Annotated in this window: 26 protein-coding genes and 1 pseudogene; 16 read left to right on the top strand and 11 right to left on the bottom strand. The window is 61.5% G+C overall.

Going from position 1 to position 25,756, the window contains the following annotated elements; genetic code table 11:
* The first annotated feature begins 138 nt into the window (after window positions 1-138).
* The gene (locus ASD03_RS16715; RefSeq protein ID WP_025427148.1) at window positions 139-693 is read left to right on the top strand and encodes an alpha/beta hydrolase; all 555 of its coding nucleotides are present in this window, start codon (window positions 139-141) and stop codon (window positions 691-693) included.
* Between the two features lie 91 nt (window positions 694-784).
* Complete coding sequence (locus ASD03_RS16710; protein WP_051509167.1) at window positions 785-3,337, top strand: EAL domain-containing protein; 2,553 nt, start codon at window positions 785-787, stop codon at window positions 3,335-3,337.
* A 57-nt stretch (window positions 3,338-3,394) separates the two neighbouring features.
* On the opposite strand, the gene ASD03_RS16705 is transcribed toward ASD03_RS16710, so the two are convergent.
* A complete protein-coding gene (locus ASD03_RS16705) occupies window positions 3,395-3,709 on the bottom strand; it encodes an ATPase inhibitor subunit zeta (RefSeq protein WP_025427150.1) in 315 nt (104 codons plus the stop codon).
* A gap of 335 nt (window positions 3,710-4,044) precedes the next feature.
* Here ASD03_RS16705 and purC point away from each other — a divergent pair, with 335 nt between their 5' ends.
* From purC to ASD03_RS16685, 4 genes are all read left to right on the top strand, one after another.
* Window positions 4,045-4,809 carry a phosphoribosylaminoimidazolesuccinocarboxamide synthase gene (gene purC, locus ASD03_RS16700; RefSeq protein ID WP_025427151.1) on the top strand — a complete coding sequence of 255 codons (765 nt, stop codon included), beginning with the start codon at window positions 4,045-4,047 and terminating at the stop codon, window positions 4,807-4,809.
* 32 nt (window positions 4,810-4,841) lie between these two features.
* The gene (purS, locus tag ASD03_RS16695; protein WP_025427152.1) at window positions 4,842-5,084 is read left to right on the top strand and encodes a phosphoribosylformylglycinamidine synthase subunit PurS; all 243 of its coding nucleotides are present in this window, start codon (window positions 4,842-4,844) and stop codon (window positions 5,082-5,084) included.
* Window positions 5,085-5,353: 269 nt separating this feature from the next.
* Entirely contained in the window at window positions 5,354-6,025 is a 672-nt protein-coding gene (purQ, locus tag ASD03_RS16690) for a phosphoribosylformylglycinamidine synthase subunit PurQ (protein ID WP_025427153.1), read from the top strand.
* A 55-nt stretch (window positions 6,026-6,080) separates the two neighbouring features.
* A complete protein-coding gene (locus tag ASD03_RS16685; RefSeq protein ID WP_025427154.1) occupies window positions 6,081-6,488 on the top strand; it encodes a hypothetical protein in 408 nt (135 codons plus the stop codon).
* 140 nt (window positions 6,489-6,628) lie between these two features.
* On the opposite strand, the gene ASD03_RS41115 is transcribed toward ASD03_RS16685, so the two are convergent.
* A complete protein-coding gene (locus ASD03_RS41115) occupies window positions 6,629-6,883 on the bottom strand; it encodes a DUF1127 domain-containing protein (RefSeq protein WP_025427155.1) in 255 nt (84 codons plus the stop codon).
* Between the two features lie 82 nt (window positions 6,884-6,965).
* Between ASD03_RS41115 and ASD03_RS16675 the strand changes: the two genes are divergently transcribed.
* The 8 genes and pseudogenes from ASD03_RS16675 (at window position 6,966) to ASD03_RS16645 (ending at window position 15,063) form a co-directional block, all read left to right on the top strand.
* Window positions 6,966-8,384: a PLP-dependent aminotransferase family protein gene (locus tag ASD03_RS16675; protein WP_025427156.1), complete on the top strand. Its 1,419-nt coding sequence runs from the start codon at window positions 6,966-6,968 to the stop codon at window positions 8,382-8,384.
* A 148-nt stretch (window positions 8,385-8,532) separates the two neighbouring features.
* Window positions 8,533-8,673: pseudogene (locus ASD03_RS40530) on the top strand (acyloxyacyl hydrolase); the annotation flags it as partial.
* Window positions 8,674-8,869: 196 nt separating this feature from the next.
* Complete coding sequence (purL, locus tag ASD03_RS16670; RefSeq protein ID WP_025427157.1) at window positions 8,870-11,110, top strand: phosphoribosylformylglycinamidine synthase subunit PurL; 2,241 nt, start codon at window positions 8,870-8,872, stop codon at window positions 11,108-11,110.
* Window positions 11,111-11,129: 19 nt separating this feature from the next.
* On the top strand, window positions 11,130-11,363 hold the full coding sequence (locus tag ASD03_RS16665; RefSeq protein WP_025427158.1) for a BolA family transcriptional regulator: 234 nt from the start codon (window positions 11,130-11,132) through the stop codon (window positions 11,361-11,363).
* Between the two features lie 7 nt (window positions 11,364-11,370).
* Window positions 11,371-11,613 (top strand): hypothetical protein, encoded by a 243-nt coding sequence (locus tag ASD03_RS16660; protein WP_025427159.1) that lies wholly within the window; start codon window positions 11,371-11,373, stop codon window positions 11,611-11,613.
* Window positions 11,614-11,748: 135 nt separating this feature from the next.
* The gene (grxD, locus tag ASD03_RS16655; RefSeq protein ID WP_025427160.1) at window positions 11,749-12,087 is read left to right on the top strand and encodes a Grx4 family monothiol glutaredoxin; all 339 of its coding nucleotides are present in this window, start codon (window positions 11,749-11,751) and stop codon (window positions 12,085-12,087) included.
* 392 nt (window positions 12,088-12,479) lie between these two features.
* Complete coding sequence (locus ASD03_RS16650; protein ID WP_025427161.1) at window positions 12,480-13,715, top strand: multidrug effflux MFS transporter; 1,236 nt, start codon at window positions 12,480-12,482, stop codon at window positions 13,713-13,715.
* Between the two features lie 55 nt (window positions 13,716-13,770).
* On the top strand, window positions 13,771-15,063 hold the full coding sequence (locus tag ASD03_RS16645) for a multidrug effflux MFS transporter (RefSeq protein ID WP_025427162.1): 1,293 nt from the start codon (window positions 13,771-13,773) through the stop codon (window positions 15,061-15,063).
* Between the two features lie 72 nt (window positions 15,064-15,135).
* Here ASD03_RS16645 and ASD03_RS16640 read toward each other — a convergent pair whose 3' ends face one another.
* The 5 genes from ASD03_RS16640 to ASD03_RS16620 form a co-directional block, all read right to left on the bottom strand.
* The gene (locus ASD03_RS16640) at window positions 15,136-15,960 is read right to left on the bottom strand and encodes an inositol monophosphatase family protein (RefSeq protein ID WP_025427163.1); all 825 of its coding nucleotides are present in this window, start codon (window positions 15,958-15,960) and stop codon (window positions 15,136-15,138) included.
* On the bottom strand, window positions 15,957-16,841 hold the full coding sequence (gene ttcA / locus ASD03_RS16635; protein WP_025427164.1) for a tRNA 2-thiocytidine(32) synthetase TtcA: 885 nt from the start codon (window positions 16,839-16,841) through the stop codon (window positions 15,957-15,959). Before ttcA ends, ASD03_RS16640 begins: the two co-directional genes overlap by 4 nt.
* 111 nt (window positions 16,842-16,952) lie before the next feature.
* On the bottom strand, window positions 16,953-17,900 hold the full coding sequence (locus ASD03_RS16630) for a glutaminase (protein WP_025427165.1): 948 nt from the start codon (window positions 17,898-17,900) through the stop codon (window positions 16,953-16,955).
* 161 nt (window positions 17,901-18,061) lie between these two features.
* On the bottom strand, window positions 18,062-18,679 hold the full coding sequence (gene rpsD, locus ASD03_RS16625; protein WP_025427166.1) for a 30S ribosomal protein S4: 618 nt from the start codon (window positions 18,677-18,679) through the stop codon (window positions 18,062-18,064).
* A 227-nt stretch (window positions 18,680-18,906) separates the two neighbouring features.
* Entirely contained in the window at window positions 18,907-19,434 is a 528-nt protein-coding gene (locus ASD03_RS16620) for a MarR family transcriptional regulator (RefSeq protein WP_057214325.1), read from the bottom strand.
* A 113-nt stretch (window positions 19,435-19,547) separates the two neighbouring features.
* On the opposite strand from ASD03_RS16620, the gene ASD03_RS16615 reads away from it, so the two are divergent.
* Window positions 19,548-19,883: a cupin domain-containing protein gene (locus ASD03_RS16615; RefSeq protein ID WP_025427168.1), complete on the top strand. Its 336-nt coding sequence runs from the start codon at window positions 19,548-19,550 to the stop codon at window positions 19,881-19,883.
* Between the two features lie 86 nt (window positions 19,884-19,969).
* Here the strand turns inward: ASD03_RS16615 and ASD03_RS16610 are convergent, their stop codons facing one another.
* The gene (locus ASD03_RS16610) at window positions 19,970-21,484 is read right to left on the bottom strand and encodes an ATP-binding protein (protein ID WP_025427169.1); all 1,515 of its coding nucleotides are present in this window, start codon (window positions 21,482-21,484) and stop codon (window positions 19,970-19,972) included.
* Window positions 21,485-21,739: 255 nt separating this feature from the next.
* Between ASD03_RS16610 and ASD03_RS39015 the strand changes: the two genes are divergently transcribed.
* Complete coding sequence (locus tag ASD03_RS39015) at window positions 21,740-21,898, top strand: hypothetical protein (protein ID WP_156407977.1); 159 nt, start codon at window positions 21,740-21,742, stop codon at window positions 21,896-21,898.
* Here the strand turns inward: ASD03_RS39015 and murI are convergent.
* The 3 genes from murI to ASD03_RS16595 all read right to left on the bottom strand — a co-directional run bounded on the left by murI (window position 21,895) and on the right by ASD03_RS16595 (window position 25,650).
* Window positions 21,895-22,740, bottom strand: coding sequence for a glutamate racemase (gene murI, locus ASD03_RS16605; protein ID WP_025427170.1), 846 nt, complete (start codon window positions 22,738-22,740; stop codon window positions 21,895-21,897). The two genes, ASD03_RS39015 and murI, sit on opposite strands and share 4 nt — an antisense overlap.
* Window positions 22,727-23,572 (bottom strand): RNA methyltransferase, encoded by an 846-nt coding sequence (locus tag ASD03_RS16600; RefSeq protein ID WP_025427171.1) that lies wholly within the window; start codon window positions 23,570-23,572, stop codon window positions 22,727-22,729. Before ASD03_RS16600 ends, murI begins: the two co-directional genes overlap by 14 nt.
* A gap of 89 nt (window positions 23,573-23,661) precedes the next feature.
* Window positions 23,662-25,650, bottom strand: a complete 1,989-nt coding sequence (locus ASD03_RS16595; RefSeq protein ID WP_057208679.1) for an FUSC family protein — start codon at window positions 25,648-25,650, stop codon at window positions 23,662-23,664.
* Between the last annotated feature and the right edge of the window lie 106 nt (window positions 25,651-25,756).

The following is a 25,756-nucleotide window of genomic DNA, read 5'->3' as shown; positions in this document are numbered from 1 at the left end:
AGAGCGGTCCCGGACCAGCGACAACGGCAAAACTCGAGCCGCATCGACCGCGACCTGCAGTGTCGATTATACATAAAATGATGCCTCTGTCGCCTACGCCTTGACTTCGACGATTTTCGACGCCACATCGCGGCCATTATGAAACTTTCCGACGCCCATATCCTCATCGTTCCCGGCTACACCAACTCCGGCCCTGACCATTGGCAGTCACGCTGGGAGAGAAAAATGTCCACCGCCCGCCGCGTGGAGCAGGCCGAATGGGCCAAGCCCGTGCGCGAGGATTGGGTGGCGCGCATGGTCGAGGAGGTCAATGCCGCTGAAAAGCCGGTGGTCATCGTCGCCCACTCCCTCGGCGTCGCGACCGCGGTCCATGCCCTGCCCCACATCGAAAAGAAGATCGCCGGCGCCTTCCTGGTGGCTCCGCCTGACGTGGCCAATGCCGCGATCCGTCCGAAGCATCTCATGACATTCGGCCCCTATCCCCGCGATCCGCTGCCGTTCCCGTCGCTGTTGATCGCAAGCCGCAACGATCCGTTCGGCTCCTATGAGCATGCCGACGAAATCGCCAAGTCCTGGGGCTCGCTGTTGGTGGATGCGGGGGAATCCGGCCACCTCAACACCGAGTCCGGGCATGGCCCCTGGCCGGAAGGCACGATGGTCTTTGCGCAGTTCCTCAGCCGCCTCCAACCCTGATCGCACTGCGAATAAGACGACTCGGCATTAATCCGAAGTTCATGGTCCGCGATCATCATCTGCCGGCAACAAATGCTGGATCGTGGGATACGTGACCGGACCGAAAGATCCCATCAGGAGCGAACGCCGCGCGCCGGCGAAGCTGAATATCGTGACGCAAGCGGCGCTGGACCAGCTGCCGGTGGCGGCGCTCGTTTTCAATGAACAAGCGTCAATCGTTTCGGTAAACCCCTATGCCAGCGAGCTTCTGCGTCTTCCGCCGGCAGAGTTGCTCAACCGTTCTCTTCGTGACCTTGTTCACCCCGACGACCATCACCTGCTGAGGCCGACCGGGACGGTGCGATCTTCCGCGTCCGCCCAGACGATCCGCTTGCATGGAGCAGCCGATATCGTTTCGGTGGTCTGCACCTCCTATGCAATGGCGGACGGTCGCATGCTGCTGATGCTGCCGGTCGACCACTTGATCGCCGAGATCGCGGGGCTTCGCAACGACGAGACGCGGTGGAAGTATGCGCTGGAAAGCGCACTTGAAGGCGTCTGGGATCACGATTTTTCGACCGGAAACCTCTTCTATTCCGCCACCTGGAAGCGCCTGCGTGGTCTGGCTGATGACGCCGAGGTCGATGGCGCGCTCGATCGCTGGATCGAGAATGTGCATCCGGACGACCGCGCGCATGTCATGGCCTCGATCGGACGCCAGGATTCTGGAGAGGTCACGTACAACACCTTCCAGTACCGCGAACGCCATGCGGACGGACACTGGGTCTGGATCGAAAGCCGCGGCGCATCCGTCGCCTATGGGCCGGACGGCAAGCCCACTCGCATCATCGGCACCGACACCGACATTACGCCGCGCAAGGAGGCCGAGGCGCGGCTGGAGGAAATCTCGCGGCGCCTGAGACTTGCCCTCGACGTATCGAAGATCGGGGTCTTCGACCATAACCTTGAAACCCAGGAGACGCTTTGGGACGAACGTATCCTCGGTATTTATGGGCTTGACCCCAAAGCCGGCGCGCCCAGCGGCCGCAGTTGGGAAGATATGCTCCACCCCGACGACCGCGAAAAGGCGATCGCCCGCGTCAATGACGGCGTCGCCGCGGGTGCACCCTTCACCAATGCGTTCCGCATCGTCCTGGCGAATGGAGAAATCCGGCACATTCGCGCCAACACGGCGTTCTATGTCGACCGCGATGGCACCCGCAAACTGATCGGCGCGAACTGGGACGTAACCGAAGACATCGCGCTGCAGGAGGAACTGCGCAAGGCCAAGGCCGCAACCGAGGCCCGCAACCGCGAGCTTGAGGAAGCGCGCATCCGTATCGAATACAACGCGTTGCACGACTACCTGACGGACCTGCCGAACAGGCGCTATCTCGACCAGATACTGGCGGACGATCCGACGCTCAACGCTATCCTCCACCTCGATCTTGATCGCTTCAAGCAGATCAACGACACGCTCGGGCATCAGGCCGGCGATGCGATGCTGACCCATGCAGCCGCAATCCTGCGGTCTCATGCCGACCAGGACGATTTCATCGCCCGCATCGGCGGCGACGAATTCGTGATCCTCTGTCGGCGCGGCCGCGGGATGGACGAGCTTGGAGATCTGGCCGCCCGCATCGTCCATGCCTTCCGCCGGCCCATTCCCTATGACGGCCAGCTTTGCCGGCTCGGGGCCAGCATCGGCATTGCCTGGAGGGGCGAGGTCGAGACGGATCCCAAGCAACTGCTGATGAATGCAGATATCGCGCTCTACCGGGCCAAGAGCCTCGGCCGCGATCGCTTCGAGGTGTTTTCCGAGCAGATCCAGAACCAGATCCTCAGCGCCAAACGCACCGGCGACGATATCCGTCAGGCGATCGAAGAAGGCCAGTTCGTGCCCTACTATCAGCCGCAGTTCGACGCCCACTCGCTGGAGCTCACCGGCGTCGAAACTCTGGTGCGATGGGACCACCCGGAACGCGGAATTCTTCCTCCGAGCCACTTTCTGAAGGTAGCTGAAGAGATCAACGCCCTGCCCGCGATCGACAGGAACATCGTCGAGATGGCCTATGCCGATTTTGCGGCCTGGGGGCGTGCCGGTCTGACCGTCCCCAAGATCTCGGTCAATGTCTCCTCGCGCAGACTGCGGGACCCGAGCCTGATTTCAGACCTTCGCGCCATGAACATCCCGCCTGGTGTCATGTCTTTCGAGCTCTTGGAATCCATCTTTCTTGACGATCTCGAAGACGAGATTGCCGCGACGATCGCCGCGCTCAACACGCTCGGTATCGAGATCGAAATTGACGACTTCGGCACCGGCCATGCCTCGATTATCGGCCTGCTCAACCTGAACCCGGCCCGCCTGAAGATCGACCGGGCGCTGGTGGGGCCGATCAACGAAAGCGCCAAGCAGGCAAAGCTCGTTCGTGCCATCATCGACATCGGGCATTCGCTCAATATCAAGGTGGTGGCCGAAGGTGTGGAAACGTGGGAGCACGCGGCGATACTGAGGGAGCTTGGCTGTGATATTCTGCAGGGCTACGCCCTGGCAAAGCCGATGAGCCGCCTCGATTTCGAACAGCGCATCAAGAGCGGCTGGAAACTGTCACCGAACGCGGATGCGCCGCCGGAAAAAGGGCGTCGCTACAAGGCGGTCAAATAAAAACCGCCCGAACTGAGGCCGAGCGGCGATATCATGGGCGTATGATAGCCTCGAAGATCAGCTGCTCTGGACTTGCTCGATGGCGACGCCGAGAAGCTCGAGCATGCGCACACGGATCTGCTCTTCGCTCTGGGCAACGCCGGCAGCGTCGAAATCGGCCTTGATCTTGCGCACAACGTCCTCGTGGCCGGCCTCTTCGAAATCGGCCACAACGACTTCCTTCGCATAGGCCTCTGGGTCGCTCTTGCCGAGCAAGCCGGCAGCCCAGAGACCAAGAAGCTTGTTGCGGCGCGCCTCAGACTTGAACCTCAGTTCCTCGTCCAGCGCAAACTTTGCTTCGAAGGCCTTTTCGCGATCCTGCATCGTCGTCATCAATTGATCTCCCGTGAGAATTCCATGCCGGAAATAGTTATGGCCATAAACCAAAACAGTGGTCAAAGTGCAATGCGAAGTTTTCTCGTTTCGTGACTTTCGTGGTACCGTAAGCATGTCGCGCAAAAGTGCGCAGCGGTTTTGCGACAACGGCATGCGAAAAACCAAAGAACGGATGCGCAAGGAGCGAATCTGAAAGGTTGCGACACGCTTTAGGTAAATCAGGGGAAGGGAAGATACGCCGATTGTGAAACGCGTTCTTTTCAGCTATGGACGCCGTGAGAAGACTCCACTAGCGCGACCCAAGTGCGCCAACAACCACAGAGACAATATCCATGAATCGTCGCCGCCGTATCTACGAGGGCAAGGCAAAGATCCTCTATGAGGGTCCCGAGCCGGGCACGCTGATCCAGTTTTTCAAGGACGACGCGACCGCCTTCAACAAGAAAAAGCATGACGTCATCGACGGCAAGGGTGTGCTGAACAACCGGATTTCCGAGTATATCTTCACGCATCTGAACCGTATCGGCATTCCGACGCACTTCATTCGCCGCCTGAACATGCGCGAGCAGTTGATCAAGGAAGTCGAGATCATCCCCCTTGAGATCGTCGTGCGCAACGTTGCTGCCGGCTCGCTGGCAAAGCGCCTCGGCATCGAGGAAGGCACCGTCCTCCCCCGCTCGATCATCGAATTCTACTACAAGGCCGATGCTCTTGATGACCCGATGGTCTCCGAAGAGCACATCACCGCATTCGGTTGGGCAAGCCCGCAGGAACTCGATGACGTCATGGCGCTTGCCATCCGCATCAACGACTTCCTGACCGGCCTGTTCCTCGGCGTCGGCATCCAGCTCGTCGATTTCAAGATCGAGTGTGGCCGCCTGTTCGAAGGCGACATGATGCGCATCATCCTGGCGGACGAGATTTCGCCGGATAGCTGCCGTCTGTGGGACATCGAGACCAAGGAAAAGCTCGACAAGGACCGCTTCCGCCGTGATTTGGGCGGGCTGGTCGAGGCCTATCAGGAAGTGGCTCGCCGTCTCGGCATCATGAACGAGAACGAGCCTGTGCGCGGCACCGGCCCCGTTCTGGTCAAGTAATTTCTGGTCAAGTTAGTTCGGGGAAAGTGAAAGTGATCAAGGCACGTGTAACCGTGACGCTGAAGAATGGCGTTCTCGATCCGCAGGGCAAGGCAATTGAAGGTGCGCTCGGCGCACTCGGCTTCGACGGCATCGGCCAGGTCCGCCAGGGCAAGGTCTTCGATCTACAGATCGAAACCGGCGACAAAGCCAAGGCCGAGGCCGACCTCAAGGCGATGTGCGAAAAGCTGCTCGCCAACACAGTGATTGAAAACTACACCATCTCCCTCGCCTGATGGCGGCGGAGTGCCGCGGATGGCCTGACGTGAAGGCCGGCGTGATCTGGAAATAATGAGGAGGCCCATCTGACATGGGCCATCCTCACGCAGATCAGCCGAAACGACATCGAAGGGGCATACTGTCCGCGGCTCGATGGTTTCGAAATAGCAGGATGCGCAGTGCATCCAATATCGGCCCGAGCGCGTCAAATTGCGCTTCGGCCGCATCGGAAACCGCCTCGAATTGCATGAGCTTCAAGAGGCGCAGGCAGGGTTTGAACCGCACCATGAAGTCAGCCGTCGTCCAGCTTCCAGGCCTCAACCGCGATCGCGACATGATCGCTGCCCTCACCAAGATCTCCGGCAAGGCGCCCGTAACCGTCTGGCAGACCGAAACGGAGATCCCTGATGTCGACCTGATCGTCATCCCCGGCGGTTTCTCCTACGGTGACTATCTGCGCTGCGGCGCGATTGCCGCGCGCATGCCGGTCATGCAGGCGATCAAGGCGAAGGCCGAAAAGGGCGTGAAGGTCCTCGGCGTCTGCAACGGTTTCCAGATCCTGGTCGAGGCCGGTCTGCTCCCGGGCGCGCTGATGCGCAACGCATCGCTCAAGTTCGTCTGCCGCGAGGTCAAGCTCGAAGTCGTCAACGCCGACACCGACTTTACCCGCGCCTATTCCAAGGGACAGATCATCCGCAGCCCGGTTGCGCACCACGACGGCAACTACTTCGCCGACGCGGAGACCCTGAAGACGATCGAAGGCAACGGCCAGGTCGTGTTCCGCTACGCCGAAGGCACCAATCCGAATGGCTCGATGGGCGATATTGCCGGCGTGATGAACACGGCCGGCAACGTGCTCGGCATGATGCCGCATCCGGAAAACCTGATCGAGGCGGCTCATGGCGGCGCCGATGGTCGCGGCATCTTCGCTTCGGCTCTCGAAGTAATCGCCGCTTAACCGTCGCGCTGATAGAAGGCATCCGACCATCCCCGTAACGCAAGCGAGACCGTCGATGCCTTCCATGTTTTCTAGACGCCTGACCGGCCCTGCTTGCGCGGCGTTCGCCCTGACGCTTCTGGCGTCCTGCCAAACATCGCGCCCGCCGGCGCCGACGGCAAGCTCGGCAGCCCTGCCGACAATGGAACGCGTGGCGCTCGGCGCCAACAGCTGCTGGTTCAAATCGGGCGATGCTGCCTTCAAGAACTACCGGCTTGCCCCTGAACTCAATTCCTTCTCCGGACGTCCCCGCATCCTGATCGTGCCGCGCAAGTCGCCGGAAGCACGGCCGCTTGCCGTCATCCAGGCGGAAGGCCAGCCGGCGCGGTTGCAGGCGTTCGGACCGCTCATGAGCGAACCGGTCGCCACCCGCATGAGTGCAGATATCCGGCGTTGGGCCGCTGGCGGCCAGGGCTGCAATTAATCCAGGCACCGGTTGAGAGTTCGGACGCTGTTGGCTGGTGCCCTCAGCGTTCGCTGATGCGCGTCGCAATCTCTAGGGCATACGGCGCTTTGTTCGCATGCCGCTATCGCAAAACCACCGCACGCTTTGTGTGATGCCCGTTAACGCCAGAACGCAACGGACGATTCCCGCCGGGCATCCTTCTCGCAGACCCCGATATCGATCAGTTGCCAATCGCTCATCTCTTCGAGAGCTAACCGGCTGCGTCTCTTGGCGGCCAGGAAACAATAGAGCCGCCAGAGACGTTGAAGCGCGTTCTTAGCACTCCCCGAGATTTCGACATCAAACCCGATCTTGCGACGCGCGCGAGGGGCCTTTTTCACGACTGCCGAGCAAATTGTATCAATTGTACTCATTGTAGGCTCCAATGCATCGATTGCTATCATTGCATTGGTGATAATTGACATATTTCGCTGTGTAATCTAGGTAATTGTCACTATGACAAATTGGCTCCCGGACATTCAGCAGGGTCATGGTCCGCTTTATGCGCGGATCGCCGACCAGATCGAACAGGCAATTGGCGAAGGCGCCCTGCCCGTCGGCGCAAAATTGCCGCCGCAGCGCAATCTCGCCTATGACATTGGTGTCACCATTGGTACCATTGGACGCGCCTACAATATCGTGCGCGAACGCGGCCTCGTCAGCGGCGAGGTCGGGCGCGGAACCTATGTTCTCGATCACCAGGAAAGCCGCCCGCCCGAGCAGGCCGATCCGCTGACCACATCCTTGGCCGGCACCCGGCCGCTGATTGCACCCGCCGGCAAATTGCGCTTCGACAGCACCGCGGCGCCGGACATCGGCCAGGGCTTTGTCCTGAGTGAGCTCTTGAGCGAGATCAGCCGCGATCACCACGCCGACATTGCCAGCTACGCGCGCAATTTCCCGGATCACTGGTTTGAGGCCGGATGCCAATGGCTGGCGCGCGGCGGCTTTCGTCCCTCGCCTGAAACGATCGTGCCGACGCTCGGAGCGCACGCGGCTGTCATTGCCGTGATCGCGGCAGTCACCTCGCCCGGCGATCGTATCGCCTTCGAGACCTTGACCTATTCCCAGGTCAGCCGCAGCGCCGGCTTGATCGGGCGCCGCACGACCCTGATGGAATCGGATGAATTCGGCCTGATTCCCGAGGATTTCGAGCGGGTCTGCGCGCAGCAGCATCCCAAGCTCGCCTTCCTTATGCCAAGCGCGCAGAATCCGACCGTTGCCGTCATGCCGCTCGCCCGGCGTCAGGCGATTGCCGATATCGCCCGCAAGTACGGTGTCTGGCTGGTGGAGGACGATCTCTACGGCGCCATGACCGGCGATCCGACGCCGCCTTTAGCGGAGCTTGCACCTGAGCGGACCTTCCTGGTTGGTGGTCTTTCAAAGTCTGTTGCTGCCGGTGTGCGCGGCGGCTGGGTTGCCTGCCCTCCCCATTTCAGCCAGCGCATTCGCATTGCCCACAAGATGGTCAGTGGCGGCCTGCCGTTCATCCTGGCGGAGCTGTGTTCGCGGCTGGTGCTTTCCGGAGCGGCCACTATTCTGCGCGGCAAGGGTATCGAAGAGATCCGGGCGCGCGAGGCGATTGCCCGCGAAGTGTTCGATGGCATCGAGTTCAGCTCGCATCCGTGCGTTCCCTTCCTCTGGATGAAGCTGCCGGAACCGTGGCTTTCCGGCACATTCAAGCAGGCTGCACTGCAGGAAGGCGTGCTCGTCGACGACGAGGACGAATTCAAGGCCGGCCGGGCGGACCGCGTCTTTCACCGTATCCGTATCGGCTTTTCCTCACCGGCCGACCGTGCCGAAGTGCGCAACGGCTTCCAGACTTTGCGGCGGTTGCTCGACAGCGGACGAGTGGGTTACGACAGTTTCGACTGATAACCCGGTGTCCCGTATGTTTTAGCAGTCTTGTGTAGATCGATTCGCCTCAACAATTCGGCATGCCAGCATTGCTTTTTCTTCGTTCATCCCACCGCCTCGCGACATCGTCGCTTGTTCTCGTCAGTTTGCTTTCGACAGCGCCTGCGAATATGCCGCAGCCGGATTCAGATTAAACGAGCATTGGAACCTGTCGGCAACGGTGGCGCATGCCTCGCATGCCGAACTTTGCGGCGGCCCCAACGATGGCTCGACCCGTGCCGATCTCGCACTCGGCTACAAGTTCTGACAGGTCGGCACCACCTGAGGCGCGTGAGGGCATCAAAAAGGGCGGCAACCGTTGTTGATCGCCCGTATTTTTCTGTCGCGCCGCGCCGCAGCATACGCTAAAGAAGCGGCAAAGCGCCCCCTGTGTCTGTTGCGGTTCGCACGCGCCATATCCCGTGGAAGGATTGCGCGCCGCCCGAAGGATTTGACGGTCGACGATGACGATTTCCAACACCCGCCCCATCACCCCGGAACTCATCGCCTCGCACGGGCTCAAGCCCGACGAATACGAGCGCATTCTCGGCCTGATCGGACGCGAGCCGACCTTTACCGAGCTCGGCATTTTTTCGGCGATGTGGAACGAGCACTGCTCCTACAAGTCTTCCAAGAAGTGGCTTCGCACGCTGCCGACCAAGGGCCCGCGCGTCATCCAGGGTCCGGGTGAAAACGCCGGCGTCGTCGACATCGATGATGGCGACTGCGTCGTCTTCAAGATGGAGAGCCACAACCATCCGTCCTATATCGAGCCCTACCAGGGTGCTGCGACCGGCGTCGGCGGCATCCTGCGCGACGTCTTCACCATGGGCGCCCGTCCGGTTGCGGCGATGAACGCCCTGCGCTTCGGCTCGCCGGATCACCCGAAGACCCGCCACCTCGTTTCCGGCGTCGTTGCCGGCGTCGGCGGCTACGGCAATTCCTTCGGTGTTCCGACCGTCGGCGGCGAAGTCGAGTTCGATGCCCGCTATAACGGCAACATCCTCGTCAACGCCTTTGCCGCCGGTCTCGCCAAAAGCGATGCGATCTTCTACTCCAAGGCCGAAGGCGTCGGCCTCCCGGTCGTCTATCTCGGCGCCAAGACCGGCCGTGACGGCGTCGGCGGCGCGACCATGGCCTCGGCCGAGTTCGACGAATCGATCGAGGAAAAGCGCCCGACCGTGCAGGTCGGCGACCCCTTCACCGAAAAGTGCCTGCTCGAAGCCTGCCTCGAGCTGATGCAGACGGGTGCCGTCATCGCCATCCAGGACATGGGTGCAGCCGGCCTCACCTGCTCGGCCGTCGAAATGGGCGCCAAGGGCGACCTCGGCATCGAGCTTAACCTCGACACCGTGCCGGTGCGCGAAGAGCGCATGACCGCTTACGAAATGATGCTTTCGGAAAGCCAGGAGCGCATGCTCATGGTGCTTGAGCCGGCCAAGGAAGAAGTCGCCAAGGCGATCTTCGTCAAGTGGGGCCTCGATTTCGCGATCGTCGGCAAGACCACGGACGACCTGCGTTTCCGCATTCTGCATCAGGGCGAAGAAGTGGCGAACCTGCCGATCAAGGAACTGGGCGACGAAGCGCCGGAATACGACCGTCCCTGGACCCCGGCCAAGGTCCCGACCGCGCTTGCGACCAACGACATCCCGCAGACGGACGTTGCTGATGCGCTCGTGCAATTGGTCGGTTCGGCCAACAATTCCTCGCGCCGCTGGGTCTACGAACAATACGACACGCTGATCCAGGGCAACTCGCTGCAGCTGCCGGGCGGCGACGCCGGCGTTGTGCGCGTCGAGGGTCACCAGAGCAAGGCGCTGGCCTTCTCCTCCGACGTGACGCCGCGTTATGTCGAGGCGGATCCGTTCGAAGGCGGCAAACAGGCGGTTGCCGAATGCTGGCGCAACCTGACGGCAACCGGCGCGCTGCCGCTGGCAGCAACCGACAATCTCAATTTCGGCAACCCGGAACGTCCTGAGATCATGAGCCAGCTGGTCCATGCCATCAAGGGCATCGGTGAGGCCTGCACCGCGCTTGATTTCCCGATCGTTTCCGGCAACGTCTCGCTCTACAACGAGACCAACGGCCAGGGAATCCTGCCGACCCCCACCATCGGCGGCGTCGGCCTGATCAAGGACTGGTCGAAGATGGCGCGCATCCGGTTTGCCGCTGCCGGCGAAACGATCCTGCTTGCCGGCGCGCCGGAAGGCCTCGGTTCGCACATCGCCCAGTCGGTCTACATGCGCGACGTCCATGGCCGCACTGACGGTCCGGCGCCGCATGTCGACCTCGCACATGAGCGCAAGGTCGGTGACTTCGTCCGTGGGCTGATCGTCGACGGTCTGGCGACATCAGTTCATGACTGCTCGTCCGGCGGCCTGGCTCTCGCCGTTGCCGAAATGGCGATGGCTTCGGATATCGGCGCGACCGTGGATGTGGTCGAAGGTCATGATCCGATTGCTGTTTTCTATGGCGAAGACCAGGGACGCTACGTGCTGACGGTTGCGGCCGGTAACGTCGCTGCCGTTCGCGCCCGTGCGGAAAAGGCAGGCGTTGCCCTGCCGGAAATCGGCAAGACCGGCGGCGATGCCGTCAAGCTCGGTGCAGCGCGCGCCGTCGCAATTCAGCAATTGCGCTCGGCCCATGAATCGTGGTTCCCTGACTTTATGGACGGCTCCAGCAACGCTGCTGCTGCCGCAGAATAATAAAGGGAGTTGGCATATCATGCCCATGGCACCAGGCGACATCGAAGACATGATCAAGGCAGGAATTCCCGGCGCCAAGGTCACGATCCGCGATTTGGCCGGTGACGGCGACCACTATGCCGCCGAAGTCGTGGCCGAAGTCTTTCGCGGAAAGACCCGCGTGCAGCAGCACCAGATGGTCTACAACGCATTGAAGGGCAACATGGGCGGCGTTCTGCACGCCCTTGCCCTTCAGACCAGCGCGCCGGAGTAAGGCTGGAATGGCCGACCTGATCAAGGAACTGGTCAGTGGCGTTGTCGACAGCGCGCTGAAGGAAATCCTGAAGAAGACCGGCGTCAAGCGGACCGCGACGAAGCGGACCAAGCGCCGGACGCGCAAGGCGGCGACGGGTGGCATTCTAGGGGATATCCTGGAAGCCGCCATCGGAAAGCCGGCCAAGAAACAGGTGAGCCGGCGGCGAACCGCCAGCGCACGCAGCAAGACCCGTCGCCGTTCGGCCTGAGCAGTTGTATTAAAACCACATCTTGAGGCCCATCAATATTTGTTGCACTTGGGTGATGAAAATCACCGATATGCATGCTATCTAAGGCCCAATCGATATCCGGTCCTTGAAACCGGGCGCAGGAAGGATGAAAAGATGAGCGGAATTCACGAATTCATCGCGAACGAAGTCAAGACCAACGACGTGGTGCTCTTCATGAAGGGTACGCCGCAGTTCCCACAGTGTGGGTTCTCCGGCCAGGTGGTCCAGATTCTCGATTACATCGGCGTCGACTACAAGGGCATCAATGTCCTTGCCGACGCGGACCTGCGTCAGGGCATCAAGGACTATTCGAGCTGGCCGACCATCCCACAGCTTTACGTGAAGGGTGAATTCGTCGGCGGTTGCGACATCGTCCGCGAAATGTTCCAGGCTGGCGAGCTCCAGTCGCACCTGCAGGAACAGGGAATCTCGGTCAAGGGCGCCGCTGCCTAAGTCAGGCCGCCAACTCCGATCTGGTCGGAAAAGGCGGGTGACCGCCTTTTTTGATTCCGGAATTAAATCCGGATCGTCTAATTTTCGTTGTTCTTTACTAGGCGGAGCACACTCACGCTCTGTCATGAAGTGGTCGCGATAAAGCGGCATAAGCAGCCTGAAAGGGCGTTCGCCCGTTCCCATGCTCCGGCTTGGCCCGGCTGCCCATCGCCGATAGTCCCTTTCGCTTCACATCGGATGCCGCCTGCACCGCTGCGCCGGACCAGGCCCGTCCCCTCAACTGTTCTCGACATGCCGACCGGCATTTTGCCAGCCGACGTCGCCTCTTTCCGGAACAAACTCCGGTCTTGACCTATTTCGGTTGCGTCCGGCGCGCCGCAAGGATTTTGCCTATGACGAGCATGACAGACGAAGCGGCCGCTCCCGGCCTCAGCAAATTTCAGTTCATCGCCTTGATGGCGATGCTGATGGCGGTCAATGCCGTGTCGATCGATATCATGTTGCCCGGCCTGCAGGAGATCGGCGCCAGCCTTGGTGTAACCGACGAAAACCATCGGCAATATGTCATCACCGCCTATCTTATCGGTATGGGCGTGGCGCAGCTTTTCTTCGGCCCGTTGTCTGATCGATTCGGCCGCAAGGCGCCGCTGCTCGTCGGCCTCGGCATTTATGGTGTCTGCGCGATCGCAATCGTCATCGTGCCGACCTTCGGCGCGCTGCTGGCGTTGCGCTTCGTCCAGGGCATCGGTGCAGCCGCGACCCGTGTTATTACCGTGTCGATCGTTCGCGACGTCTATGGCGGCCGTCGCATGGCTGAAGTGATGTCGCTGATCATGATGGTGTTCATGATCGTGCCGGTCATAGCGCCGAGCGTCGGCCAGTTGATCATGATCTTTGCCGAATGGCACATGATCTTCGTCGTCATCGCGCTCTTTGCCTTCACGATCGCAACGCTTGTGGTGTTCCGGCTTCAGGAAACGCTGAACCCGGATCATCGCCGCGCCTTTACCCCTTCGGTCATCCTCAGCGGCTTCAAGATCGTCCTGACGAACCGGCTGTCGCTGTTCTATACGCTGGCGACATCCGTTATCCTCGGGGCGCTCTTCGGCTTCATCAACTCTGCCCAGCAGATCCTGGTCGGGGTCTATGGGCTGGGCCTGTGGTTTCCGGTCGTGTTTGCGGCATTTGCCGGGATGATGGCGGTCGCGTCCTTCACTAATTCGCAGCTCGTTCGGCGCTTCGGCATGCGGGCGCTGTCGCATGCTGCCCTACTCGGCTTCACGCTGGCGAGCTTCCTCTGGATGGCGGCGTCGCTTTATGGTCCGGTGCCCTTCCCGCTGTTCGTGGTGCTCTATGGCGCCGCCATGTTCCAGTTCGGGCTGATCGCGTCGAACTTCAATGCGATGGCGATGGAGCCGCTCGGCCACGTCGCCGGCACGGCCTCCTCGGTGCTCGGCTTCACCCAGACCATCGGCGGCGGCGTCATCGGCGCCTTCATCGGCCAGGCTTTCGATGGGACGGCGACACCGCTCGCGATCGGCTACTTCACCGTCGCGGCGATCGGCGTCGTCTTCGTCCTCATCGCCGAACGCGGAAAGCTGTTCAAGGCACACAATCCGGCAGGCTGACGATAGCCTGCCGGCCGATTATTCCTCCCAGATCTGCTCTTCACGGGTTCGCACAATGACCACGATCACCACACAATCCGAACATGTCGACGGGGTTTCGGGCGCGGCCCGCCTCAATATGGGCCTCGTCGAATTCATCATCACCATTGCCGTCATGACGGCGAGCGTGGCAATCGCCATCGACAGCATGCTGCCGGCATTACCGAGCATCGGCCAGTCGCTGAGCGTCGCCAACTCCAACGACACCCAGCTCGTCATCGGCGTGTTCTTCCTTGGCTTCGGGCTTTCGCAGATCTTCTTCGGCAGCCTTTCCGATACGTTCGGACGTCGCGCCGTGCTGCTCGGCGGCCTTGCCTTCTTCACCGTGTCGATGTTTGCCGCCGCCCTGACCCAGAGTTTCGAAATGCTGCTGGTCCTGCGCTTCGTCCAGGGCATCGGCGCTGCCGCCGTGCGCATCACCACCATGGCGATCGTGCGTGACTGCTTCGGTGGTCGCGAGATGGCGCGGGTGATGTCCTACGTCATGATCGTTTTCATGATCGTTCCGATCGTCGCACCGTCGATCGGTCAGCTCGTCATCCTCTACGCCAACTGGCACTGGATCTTCATCCTGATCGGCATCGTCGGCGCTGTCCTCTTCGTCTGGGCACTGGCCCGCATGAAGGAATCGCTGCCGAAGGAAGAGCGCCTGCCGCTTTCCGTCTCATCGGTCGCATCCGGCTTCAAGACGGTGCTGACCAACCGCATCACCTGCGGCTACATGATCGGCATGACGATGTTCACCGCGGTCATCTGCGCCTACATCGTCACCGTCCAGCAGATCTTCGGCGAGGTCTATGGCCTCGGCGAGTGGCTGCCGATCGCCTTTGCCGGCACTGCCGGCGGCATCGCCGTTGCCAATTTCGCCAACGGCTTCTTCGTGCGCAGCTTCGGCATGCGCCGCATCTCGCACGTGTCGATGATCCTGTTCACGCTGATTTCCGTGATCGGCTTTGCCATGTCGCTCTGGGGCACGCCGGCATTCGTCATCAGCTACCTGATGTTCTCGGTTCTTCTGATGTTCTTCGCTGTCATCGCCACCAACTTCACCGCGATCAGCCTGGAGCCGATGGGTCACCTTGCCGGAACGGCGACCGCGATCACCGGTTTCGTCTCGACGACCGGCGGCGCACTGCTCGGTGGCGCCGTCGGCCAGTTGTTCAATGGCACGCTGCAGCCGTTGCTCGGGGGCTTTGCCCTCTTCGGGCTCGTGACGATCCTGGCCACCCTTTGGGCCGAAAAGGGCAAGCTCTTCACCCATCCCGGCGACAAGGATGTCTCGCTCGACCACGGCGGCGGCCATATGTGATATCGACCTCACCAACAAAAAGCCCGCCTGGATCGCTCCAGGCGGGCTTTTCTGTTTCGACGATGTCGGTGTTTAGATGGTGAAGACTTCGCGACGCAGCGTTTCCCAGCTGTCCTTGTCGGTCGTCAGCAGCAGGCCGCCATTGAGGTGGGCAGGCAGATAGGGCGCGCCGTCGAAGCGTGCGGCATAGGCACCCGCCTCCTGCGCGATCAGTGTGCCGGCCAGATGATCCCAGGGCATCAGCTTCTGGTACATCAAGAAGTGGATGTAGCCGCCGGCAAGGATGCGATACTCGTGCGCGGCGCACCGGTAGCTGGTCGCAATACGGACCTTGGCCAAGTTGGCCATGACTTCGCGCCGCGCCTCTTGGCTGTAGAAGCCCGTCGAGGCGCCGCCGACCATGCTTTCAAGCGGAACGCCTGCAGTCACCGACATGCGCTCCTGCGAGCCGTCAGGACGGCACATCCAGGCGCCGGAGCCCTTCTCGGCGATTACCCAGTCGTTGCCAAGCGGGTCGTAGATGATGCCGGCAACGGTCTCGCCCTTGGACACGACGCTCGCCATGACGCCGAACAGCGGCAGGCCGGCTGCGAAGTTAAAGGTGCCGTCGATCGGATCGACGACGACGGCGAGATCGGCGTCTGCCAGCTTGTCGAGCAGCGCCGGATCGGCAGCAACGGATTCTTCGCCGATGAACACGGCGCCTGGCGCAATCTCATCCATGCGTGCCTTGATCAGGCGCTCGGCTGCCTCGTCGCCCTCGGTGACGAGATCGATCGCTTCCGACTTCATCCGGACATCGCCCGCGCCGAGATTACGAAACCGCGGCAGGATTTCTTTGACCGCAGCCTCCTGCAGCAGATTGGCAAGGGCGGCGATGTCGACGGAATGGCTCATTCTTTGGGCTCCGGTGAGAGGGACTGGAAGTCGAAAAGCTTGGGGTCGAGCAGATGCGAGGGGTTCACATGGCCGAGCGCCCGCAGCATCGTGTCCTTGCGGCCCGGCATGCGTCGTTCGAGGTCGGCAAGCATTGCCTTCATGGCATTGCGCTCAAGGCCGTCCTGCGAGCCGCAGAGGTCGCAGGGAATGATCGGAAATTCCATGGCAGTGGCAAATTTCGCCAAGTCGTCCTCTGCCGCATAGGCCAGCGGCCGCAGCAGCATCAGGTCGCCTTCGTCGTTCAGAAGCTTCGCCGGCATCGAGGCGAGCCTGCCGCCGTGGAAGAAATTCATGAAGAACGTCTCCAGAATATCCTCGCGGTGATGGCCGAGCACCAGCGCATCGCAGCCCTCTTCGCGCGCGATCCGGTAAAGATTGCCGCGGCGCAGCCGCGAACAGAGCGAGCAATAGGTGGCGCCTGTCGGCACCTTTTCCTTCACGATCGAATAGGTGTCGCGATACTCGATACGGTGCTTAACGCCGATCGAGGCCAGGTATTCCGGCAGGATATGCTTCGGAAAATTCGGCTGCCCCTGATCGAGGTTGCAGGCGACAAGCTCGACGGGCAGCAGCCCGCGCCATTGCAGGTCCATCAGCAGTGCCAGCAGGCTATAGCTGTCCTTGCCGCCTGAAATCCCGACCAGCCAGCGCTTGGCGCCCTTCAGCATGCCGAAATCGTCGAGCGCCTGGCGCGTCTGCCGCAAGAGCCGCTTGCGCAGCTTGTTGAAGGAGACCGACGACGGCATGCGTTCGAAGATCGGATGAAGACCCGTCTCGATATCGCCGTCTTCAACGGCATTGTCGATTGCGTCAGGCGAAAGGGCTGGCGAATGATCCATGGCAACGATCCTGGAATGGCCGGCTCGGGAAGGAGAGCGCACGGCACGTCACGGCCAGCACTTGCCCCGTTCCATCCGCAAGATCAAGGGAAAACGGCCCTTCGTCCGAAATCAGGAGCCAAACACCGACCAACCGGTGCGGGCGGCCAACATCTCCAGCGCCAGCGATCCCAACAGCGAATTGCCGTTCTCGTTCAGGCCCGGCGACCAGACGGCGACGGAGGCCTTGCCGGGTGCGACCGCGAGAATGCCGCCGCCAACACCGCTCTTGCCGGGCAGACCGACGCGATAAGCGAAATCGCCCGAGCCGTCATAGTGGCCGCAGGTCAGCATCAGCGCGTTGATACGTCGGGCCCGCTGGCGCGATACGACGGAATGGCCGGTCAGCGGGTTGGTGCCGCCGGCTGCCAGAAACAGGCCCGCCTTGGCGAGCTGGCTGCAGGTCATTGCCAGAGCGCAATGGTGGAAATAGACGCCGAGCACATGCTCGACCGGGTGATCGAGCCGGCCGAAGGAGCGCATGAAGTTGGCAAGCGCGAAATTACGGAAGCCGGTCGCCGTCTCGGAGCGCGCGACCTCGTGGTCTATGACGATGGCATCGTCATCTGCGAGATAACGAACGAACTGGACGATCTCGCCGATCAGTTCGCGCGGCGTGTGGCCGGCAAGGATCAGGTCGCTGATGGTGATCGCGCCGGCATTGATGAACGGGTTGCGCGGCTTGCCGCCTTCCTGCTCGAGCTGGACGATCGAGTTGAAGGCCGAGCCTGAAGGTTCGCGGCCGACGCGGTGCCAGATGGTCTCACCGTGCTTGCCGAGCGCCAGCGTCAGGGTGAATACCTTGGAGACGCTCTGGATGGAGAACGGCACCTCGGCGTCGCCGACCCGGTGCACCTGCCCGTCGGTGGTGACGATTGCCATTCCGAAGTGTTTCGGAGAAACGCGCGCAAGCTGTGGGATGTAGTCGGCGACCTTGCCCTCGCCGAGCCGTGGCGTCAGCTCGCGGTAAATGTCCTCGATGATCGCCTGCAGGTCCTGCGGCGTCTTCTGCTCCGGCATGCGATTTCCCCTTCGTCGCGCGAGCCATTGTCCCGCCGAGGCGACCAAGTCCCCGTCGCGGAACAAGACGCGCGGCAGATCAAACAGCCACGTATCTGAAGAGACAAAAAAACCGCCCGTTTCCGGGCGGTTTCGATCGTTCACAAGGCCAGAGCCTCGGATTAACGCGAATAGAATTCGACGACGAGGTGCGGTTCCATGACGACGGCGTAAGGCACGTCGGAGAGAACCGGAACGCGGACGAAGGTTGCAACCATCTTGTTGTGGTCGACTTCGATGTAATCCGGAACGTCGCGCTCAGCGAGCTGAACGGCTTCGAGAACCGTAACGAGCTGCTTGGACTTTTCCTTGACTTCGATGACGTCGCCCGGCTTGCAACGGTAGGAACCGATGTTGACGCGAACGCCGTTAACCTTGACGTGGCCATGGTTGACGAACTGACGTGCGGCGAAAACGGTCGGAACGAACTTTGCGCGGTAGACGATCGCGTCGAGACGCGATTCGAGCAGGCCGATCAGGTTCTCCGGGGTGTCGCCCTTGCGGCGGTCAGCTTCGGCGAAGATCGCACGGAACTGCTTTTCGCGGATGTCGCCGTAGTAGCCCTTGAGCTTCTGCTTGGCGCGCAGCTGCACACCGAAGTCCGAAAGCTTGGACTTGCGACGCTGGCCGTGCTGGCCCGGGCCGTATTCGCGGCGGTTAACCGGCGACTTCGGACGGCCCCAGATGTTTTCGCCCATACGGCGGTCAATTTTGTACTTGGACGATTCGCGCTTGCTCATCGCATTTCCTTTCAGTCGGTTACACCGGTCTGTTGCCAAACCGGATCAAGGAAACACGCCCTCCTCTGAACCCATTTTGAGAGTTCTGACAGGATTCTCACGATCACGCTGCCGGAGAAACCACGGGACATGTCAAATGAAACACCGGACATTTCTGCCCGGCGTTGGGGCGGCTTTAGGGCTTCCAGCCGCCATTGTCAAACGAAATCACCGTATTCGGCACCATTTCAGGCAGGGTCGCCAGCCTGTTGGTTTTCCAAGGAAACAAGCAGCGTTTTCAATAGCGCTGCCAGTGCTGCGCGTTCCTCCGGCTTCAGACCTGCGATATAGCGCGCCTCGCTCGCCATGTCAGCCCGAAACGCGGCTTCGGCAAGCGCTATGCCCTTCTTCGTCAACCCAACCACGCTGCTGCGTCCATCCGATACCGAGCGCTCGCGCAGGATCAGCCCCGCCTTTTGTAATCGATCGAGTCGATGTGTCAGTCCGCCTGACGAAATCATCAGCAATGTATAAAGGTCGGTCGGCGTGAGGCGATACGGTGGGCCGGAGCGCCGGAGTGTTGAGATCACGTCGAATTCGCCGCGGTCGAGACCGAAGGAGGCAAAGGTTTCCTCGATCGACGGACGCACGAGATTAGAAAGCCGATAGGCCCGCCCGAGGATGGTCATTGGCTCCGTATCGAGATCCGGCAATTCGCGATCCCATTGCGCGCGCAACCGGTCGACGTGGTCCCTCTCCTCTTGCTCATGCTGCATTATCAACTCCGCGGTGTTTGGCAATATATCTTGACGAGAAGATATTTTTACATAATATCTTCTCGTCAAGATAATTCATTCGAACCGGTAAACCAACCCCGATGGAGGCCAGCATGTTTCATGTCATTCCCCGTGCAGAGCAGAAACAGAGCCCCAACCGGACGATCCTCTTTGAAGGGGGGCAGTACGGCACGCCGGTTTCGCTTTTCCTGATGGATGCGGAGCCTGGCCAAGGGCCGGCGCTTCACGTTCACCCCTATCCGGAGACCTGGCTCATTCATTCGGGCGAGGCGGAGTTCACGGTCGGTGAGCAGACGCTCATCGGCAAGGCCGGCGACATCATCATCGTCGATCCCAGCACGCCGCACCGTTTCGTCAACAGCGGCAACACCCGGCTTGAGATGACCTGCATCCACGCGTCCGACCGCGTGATTCAGGAGTGGGTTTGACGCCCCGCAAGCGACGGGTGGCGTTGTGCATCGGTACCGTCTCGTCTTCAAATACTTGGAATTGAAGCCTCGGGCGGAGGACGTGCCTATTCAGCTGCAGCGGCGGACGGATCCATTGCATCCGGCCCGTTGGCGTCGCCCGGCGCCGTTTCGTGGCCGAGGTCCGGAAAGGCGACTATACGCTTGCCGGTGAAATCGGCATGGACGACAACGAGCCCATTCTCCTCGAAATAGCCGAGCAGGCGTCTGGCGCGTCGTGCGGAATGGGTGCCGTAGGCGCGCGCGATCATCGCGTCCGACGGACAGGCAAGGCCGCGCACGGCCGCCTGCGCCATCATCAGGAACACGCCCTGCAGGTCCTCGGTGACGCGATCGGCAAGCCGGAGCGCCGACGCCCAGGCCTCTGTCGCCGCAGTCTCAGTGTCGACGCCGGAGCGGGCAATTGCCATCTTGCGCCGAAATGCGCTCAAGGACAGGGCTGCTCCCGGCACGCGGCGAATCCGGCAGCGCACGAGGAAATCCTGGAACAGTTCGGCATCCGGCCGGAACGCGGCATCGGGATTGGCGAGAATCTCGGTAAACAGACCGTCCAGCAGCGCACCGCGCTCCTCCGCCGACATTTCCGGCTGGGCTGGCCTGGTTTCCACCGGGGCGACCGGTTCGGGGCGCGGCCGGGAAAGCTCCGCGAGAATATCGGTTGCCGGGCGCGGCGGCGGTACGGCACGGCGCATGATCGGCCGCGTCAGTTCGTCGGCGTCAGGCGTGAAGATCAGGTCTTCCACGTCCTGCGGCGCTTCCGGCAGCGGCATCAGCTTCGGGCTCGTCGAGCGTGCTGAAGTCTCGACGGCACCGATCGTCACCTTCAGCGGCCGGCGCGACAGCGCCGGGCCAAGGGCGACGAAGGAGCCGCGCTTCAGATCGCGGAACATTTCGGCCGTGCGGCGATCCATGCCGAGCAGGTCGGCAGCGCGCAGCATGTCGATATCAAGGAATGTGCGGCCCATCAGGAAGTTGGACGCCTCCGCCGCCACGTTCTTGGCAAGTTTTGCCAGGCGCTGCGTGGCGATGACGCCGGCAAGTCCACGCTTTCGGCCACGGCACATGAGGTTGGTCATCGCGCCGAGCGAGATCTTGCGGACTTCTTCGGTGACGTCACCAGCGACCGACGGCGCAAACATCTGCGCTTCGTCGACCACCACGAGTACGGGATACCAGTATTCCCGATCCGCATCGAACATGGCGTTCAAGAAGACGCCGGCGCTGCGCATCTGCTGTTCGATGTCGAGACCTTCGAGCGAAAGCACGCAGGAAACTCGGTGCTGACGAATGCGCGTGGCAATGCCGATCAGCTCAGCGTCCGTGCGCTCACCCTCGACGACCACATGGCCGAACTTGTCGGCAAGTGTGACGAAATCGCCCTCGGGGTCGATGATGCATTGCTGCACCCATGGCGCAGACTGCTCCAGCAACCTTCTTAGAAGGTGCGATTTTCCCGAACCGGAATTGCCCTGCACCAGAAGACGGGTGGCCAGAAGCTCTTCGATATCGAGCGAGGCCGAGGTCCCTTCGGACGTCGCTCCCATGTCGATGCCGACCTTCATTTCCACCTCTTCATTTTGGATTGATTCGCGACCATGCTGAGTTCGCCAAACGAGCGACACCTAGCACGGTTTTGCCGGCGGTCATGCAACCGCTGCAGAAAACCCACAGGGAATACCGCGTTGTGGACCATGGAAAGATCGGCCAGTTCACCCGGTTGTTTGCGCGGAAACGTTGAATAAACCTATTGATACATCTTTAACAAGCGCCTGCCCCGGCCCATACGTCTTTGAGCGACCGGGATTTCCGGGCCACGAATGGATCAGAACGAGACCGAAAACCACTTCCAGATGAACTACGAGGATGGTCAACGCATCGTCTCGAAAAAGGAATCCGCGCAATCAGGCCGCGCGAACTTCCTGATTGCGATTGCGCTCGCCGCGTCGATTGGCGTCCTGCTGGCGATCTTCTTCTAGCCGATCGTTTCGCTGGCGGCCGTCTGTTCGGGGGTAGTGACGTTCGACATGACGGTCAGGCCGAAGCCCTGCATCAGCCGGCGTGTGGAAAAATCGGGATTTCCCGAAGTGAAGATCGCCGGGTCCTCGCCGTTCAACGGCTCAAAGCCGTCGGGCAGCGGCACGAGCGAGCGGGCCCGCCGGGCGATGGCCTCGGCTGGATCCAACCAGTCGACCGGCCAGGGCGCCAGCTTGCGGAACAGATTGGCCAGAAAGGGATAATGCGTGCAGGCGAGAACGACGATATCGGTCTTGCGGCCATCCATCTCGATGAAGCACGGGGTGATCTCGGCCAATACCTCCGCATCATCGAGCTTTTCGCCGCGAATATAGGCCTCGGCCATCTTGGCGAGGTTCTCCGATCCGACCAGGCGGACATGGCATTGGCTGGCGAAGGACTGGATGAGGTCGCGCGTATAGGCGCGCTTGACCGTGCCTGGTGTCGCAAGCACGGAAACCAGCCCCGAGCGCGTGCGCTCGGCCGCGGGCTTGATCGCCGGCACGGTGCCAACGAAGGTCATCTGCGGAAAGGCGGCGCGCAGATCGGCACCGACGAGGGTGAATGCGGTGTTGCAGGCAATCACGCAGATTTCGGGATCGTGCTCGGCCAGCAGCCGGCCAAAGAGCGCGATGACATGGGCGCGCAAGGCCTCTTCCTCCCAGCCGCCATAGGGGAAGCCGGCATCGTCGGCGATATAGATGAAATGCCGCTCCGGCATCAGCACCCTCGCCTCGCGCAGCACCGTGAGCCCGCCGATGCCGCTGTCGAAGACGAGAATGGGTTTCAGTTCAGTCGCTGTCACCGCTGTCTGATACTTTCTTGTTGTGCTCGGCCCTGCTGTGATCAACGGGAGCGCCGGAACCTCGGGGATGTTCACGCGAAAACCGATCGAGCGACGAAATCACGCCGCGCAGCACCCGGATTTCCGTTTCGGTAAAGGCTGGTCTGGTCAGAACTGTGCGCAGATTTTCGACCAATTTCGGCTTTTTGTCGGCGGAGCGGAAATAGTTGCGCGCTTCCAGCGCATCCTCGAGGTGATCGAACAGGCCCTGCAGATCGTCTTTCTTCGCCGGACGCTGCTCCAGTGCCTGGAACGACGTCTGGTCTTCGCTTTCCATGCCCGTCTTCAGCCACTCGTAGGACATTAGCAGCACCGCCTGGGCGAGATTGAGCGAAGCGAAAGCCGGATTGACGGGGAACGTCACAATCTCGTCGGCAAGCGCCACTTCCTCGTTCGTCAATCCGGTGCGCTCGCGGCCGAAGATGATGCCGGTCGCCTCGCCGGCTACGAAGCGCTGTCTCAGCGTGCGCGCCGCCACTATCGGCGAGCGAACCGGCTTGTAGCCGTAACGGTCGCGCGCCGTTGTCGCATAGACGAAGTTGAGGTCGGCGATCGCCTCTTCCAGCGTGTCGTAGAGCTTGGCGCCTTCGATGACGTGGTCGGCGCGGCTGGCGGCAGACTGCGCCTTTTCGTTCGGCCAGCCATCGCGCGGGTTGACGAGGCGCAGTTCAGACAGGCCGAAATTGGCCATGGCGCGGGCAACCATGCCGATATTCTCGCCGAGCTGCGGATAGGCGAGAATGATCGCCGGTCCTTCGGTCAGGAGTTCTCGTTCGCTGTTGGTGCCTGCCATGTCTTTCGCCTTCGCCTTCTGTTCGGCGCTTCCCTCGCACAAAAGACCGGAAAATTAAAGTCCGGCCGACATGCTGAGGACTGCGGGCATCACGGTGTTGCCGGATGCAGACGGCTGAGGGAGATGCCGATCATCTCCAGCCCCAGTTCCGCATCGTCCTTCGATATCGGCAGATGTCGGCTGACTGGCCCGGCGACGCGGCCGCCGTCGTAGAAATAGCCGGCCCCTTTCTCCGCGATCGAGCGAACCAATGTCAGATTTTCGTCGATGTCGGTGTGGAACGTGGAGCCGACGGCGTCGGCCTCGTCGGCAACGCGACGGGCAAACACGCGCGCCCAATAGGTGCACCCCATGAAGATCGCCAGCGTCTGCCTGACGTGGCCGGGGCGCGTGACAAGCTGCCAGGAAACGCCAAGGGGCTTGGCCGCCGCGGCAAGCTCGCGGTAGGCGCGGTCGACGGACTGCGACCGCGCAATCAGCGCCATGCCGGAGGCGCCCTCCTTCGCCGCTTGCAGCAGTCCTGTCAGTTCGCCACACCAGGCCTTGATCGCGAGATCAAGCGATGTTCGCGTACGGGTCGGGAAAACCACGAAGGCAACCACAGTACCGGCGATGGAGCCGATCAGGGTTTCCTCCAGCCGCAGCTGCAGCAGCTGTGGGGTCAGCACGCCCATCAGGCTGTAGAGCAGCGACAGCACGATAGAGACGAAGAAGGTCATCGACGCATAGGAAACTGCGAGGAAATAGAACGCGAGAAAGATGCAGAGCGCACTCAGCGGCAGCACCAAATAGATGTTTCCGGCAACCAGCGTGCCGGCGACGATGCCGACCACGATGCCAAATAGCGTACCGGCCGAGCGCTGTAGCGCCTTGACCGCCGTATCGCCGCGCGAGCGGGTGTTGGTAAAAACGAGAAAGGCAGCCAGCACCGCCCAGAACCATCGGTCGCGCGACAGCATCAGCCCGAACACCATGGCGATGCCGGCGGCGAGCGTGATCTGGATGGCCGTTTTGAGCGCCGGATTAGACACTGTCAGCTTTGGACGCGTGGACGCCGGGGCAACGGCTCGCTCCACCGGATCCTCGAGATCATGCGCGTCGAGTTTTTCCAGGCTATGGGCGAGGCGCTGGCGAACATTGCGCAGCCACGAGAGCGCCTTGACGGTCTCGACAAGCCGCTCGTTCGTGCGGTCGATGCGCGCCGTCTCCGCTTCGATCTCGGCGGAGTTGCGCGTAAGCATCGCTTCGACCAATGCGACCGGAGGCATGGCCTGAAGGCTCAGCACGATGACGCTTTCTGCCGCCAGATGCAGGTCGAAAAGGTTGATCACCACATCCGACGAGGCAAGGCCGGGCTCGGGTTCCGGGCGTCGGTTCTCGGTCGGAATGAAACTTTCCGCCATCAGCACCGCCTCCTTGAGGCGCTCTTCCCTCCGGTGCAGCCGGGTGCGATCCGTCTCGATCAGGGTCGGTTTGCGTGCGACATCGACCAGCTCCTCCAGCATCTGGTCGACGCGCTGCTGGACGCTGGCCGCAGCGCGCATGAGGTCGCGATAGCGGTGGTCGGGCAGAAGCACGGTGCGGACCAGGTGGGCGACCATGGCCGAAACCGCTGCACCGAAGACCAGTGCGGGCAACTGGTCAATCGTCGGACGCAGATAAGCTCCGATGAAATAGGACATGAAGGCGAACATGCCGACGGCAAACCATCTCGGCCCGAAGGAGCGACAATAGACCGCCAGGAAGATGATCGACAGGAAAACGACATCGGAGACGTAGCGGTGGCTCTCCAGCACCGAGGCCAGCGCGACCATCGAGACGCCAACGATGACGGCGATTATACGGGTCACGAGCTGTTCGCCGTGCGTGCGGTCGCGGACGGCAAGGCCGCCTTCGATCGAGAGCGAAACGGCAAGGCCGTAGGCTGCCGGCGGCAATGGCGCCACGAGATAGTGGAAGGCCATCAGCAGGCAAACCGACGAAACGATCGTCGCGGTGATGCGCGTCGCCTGGCGCAGCCGGGAAAAGGCAGGATCATTGGCGAGAAGCCAGTCGCGCACGCGGGAGCGAATTTCCATCGGATGCCTTTTGCCTGCTACGGTGACCATCGACGCGTCACCGCTTCTTCTTGATTAACGCTGCCTCCGATCTTTTCAAGGCGCAGGCCGGCTTAAACCAGTCCAA

It is taken from the genome of Ensifer sp. Root127 (assembly GCF_001425225.1).
Lineage (GTDB): Bacteria > Pseudomonadota > Alphaproteobacteria > Rhizobiales > Rhizobiaceae > Ensifer > Ensifer canadensis.
Note: the sequence above shows the minus strand (reverse complement) of the source record. Positions and strands in the feature narration are given on the sequence as shown.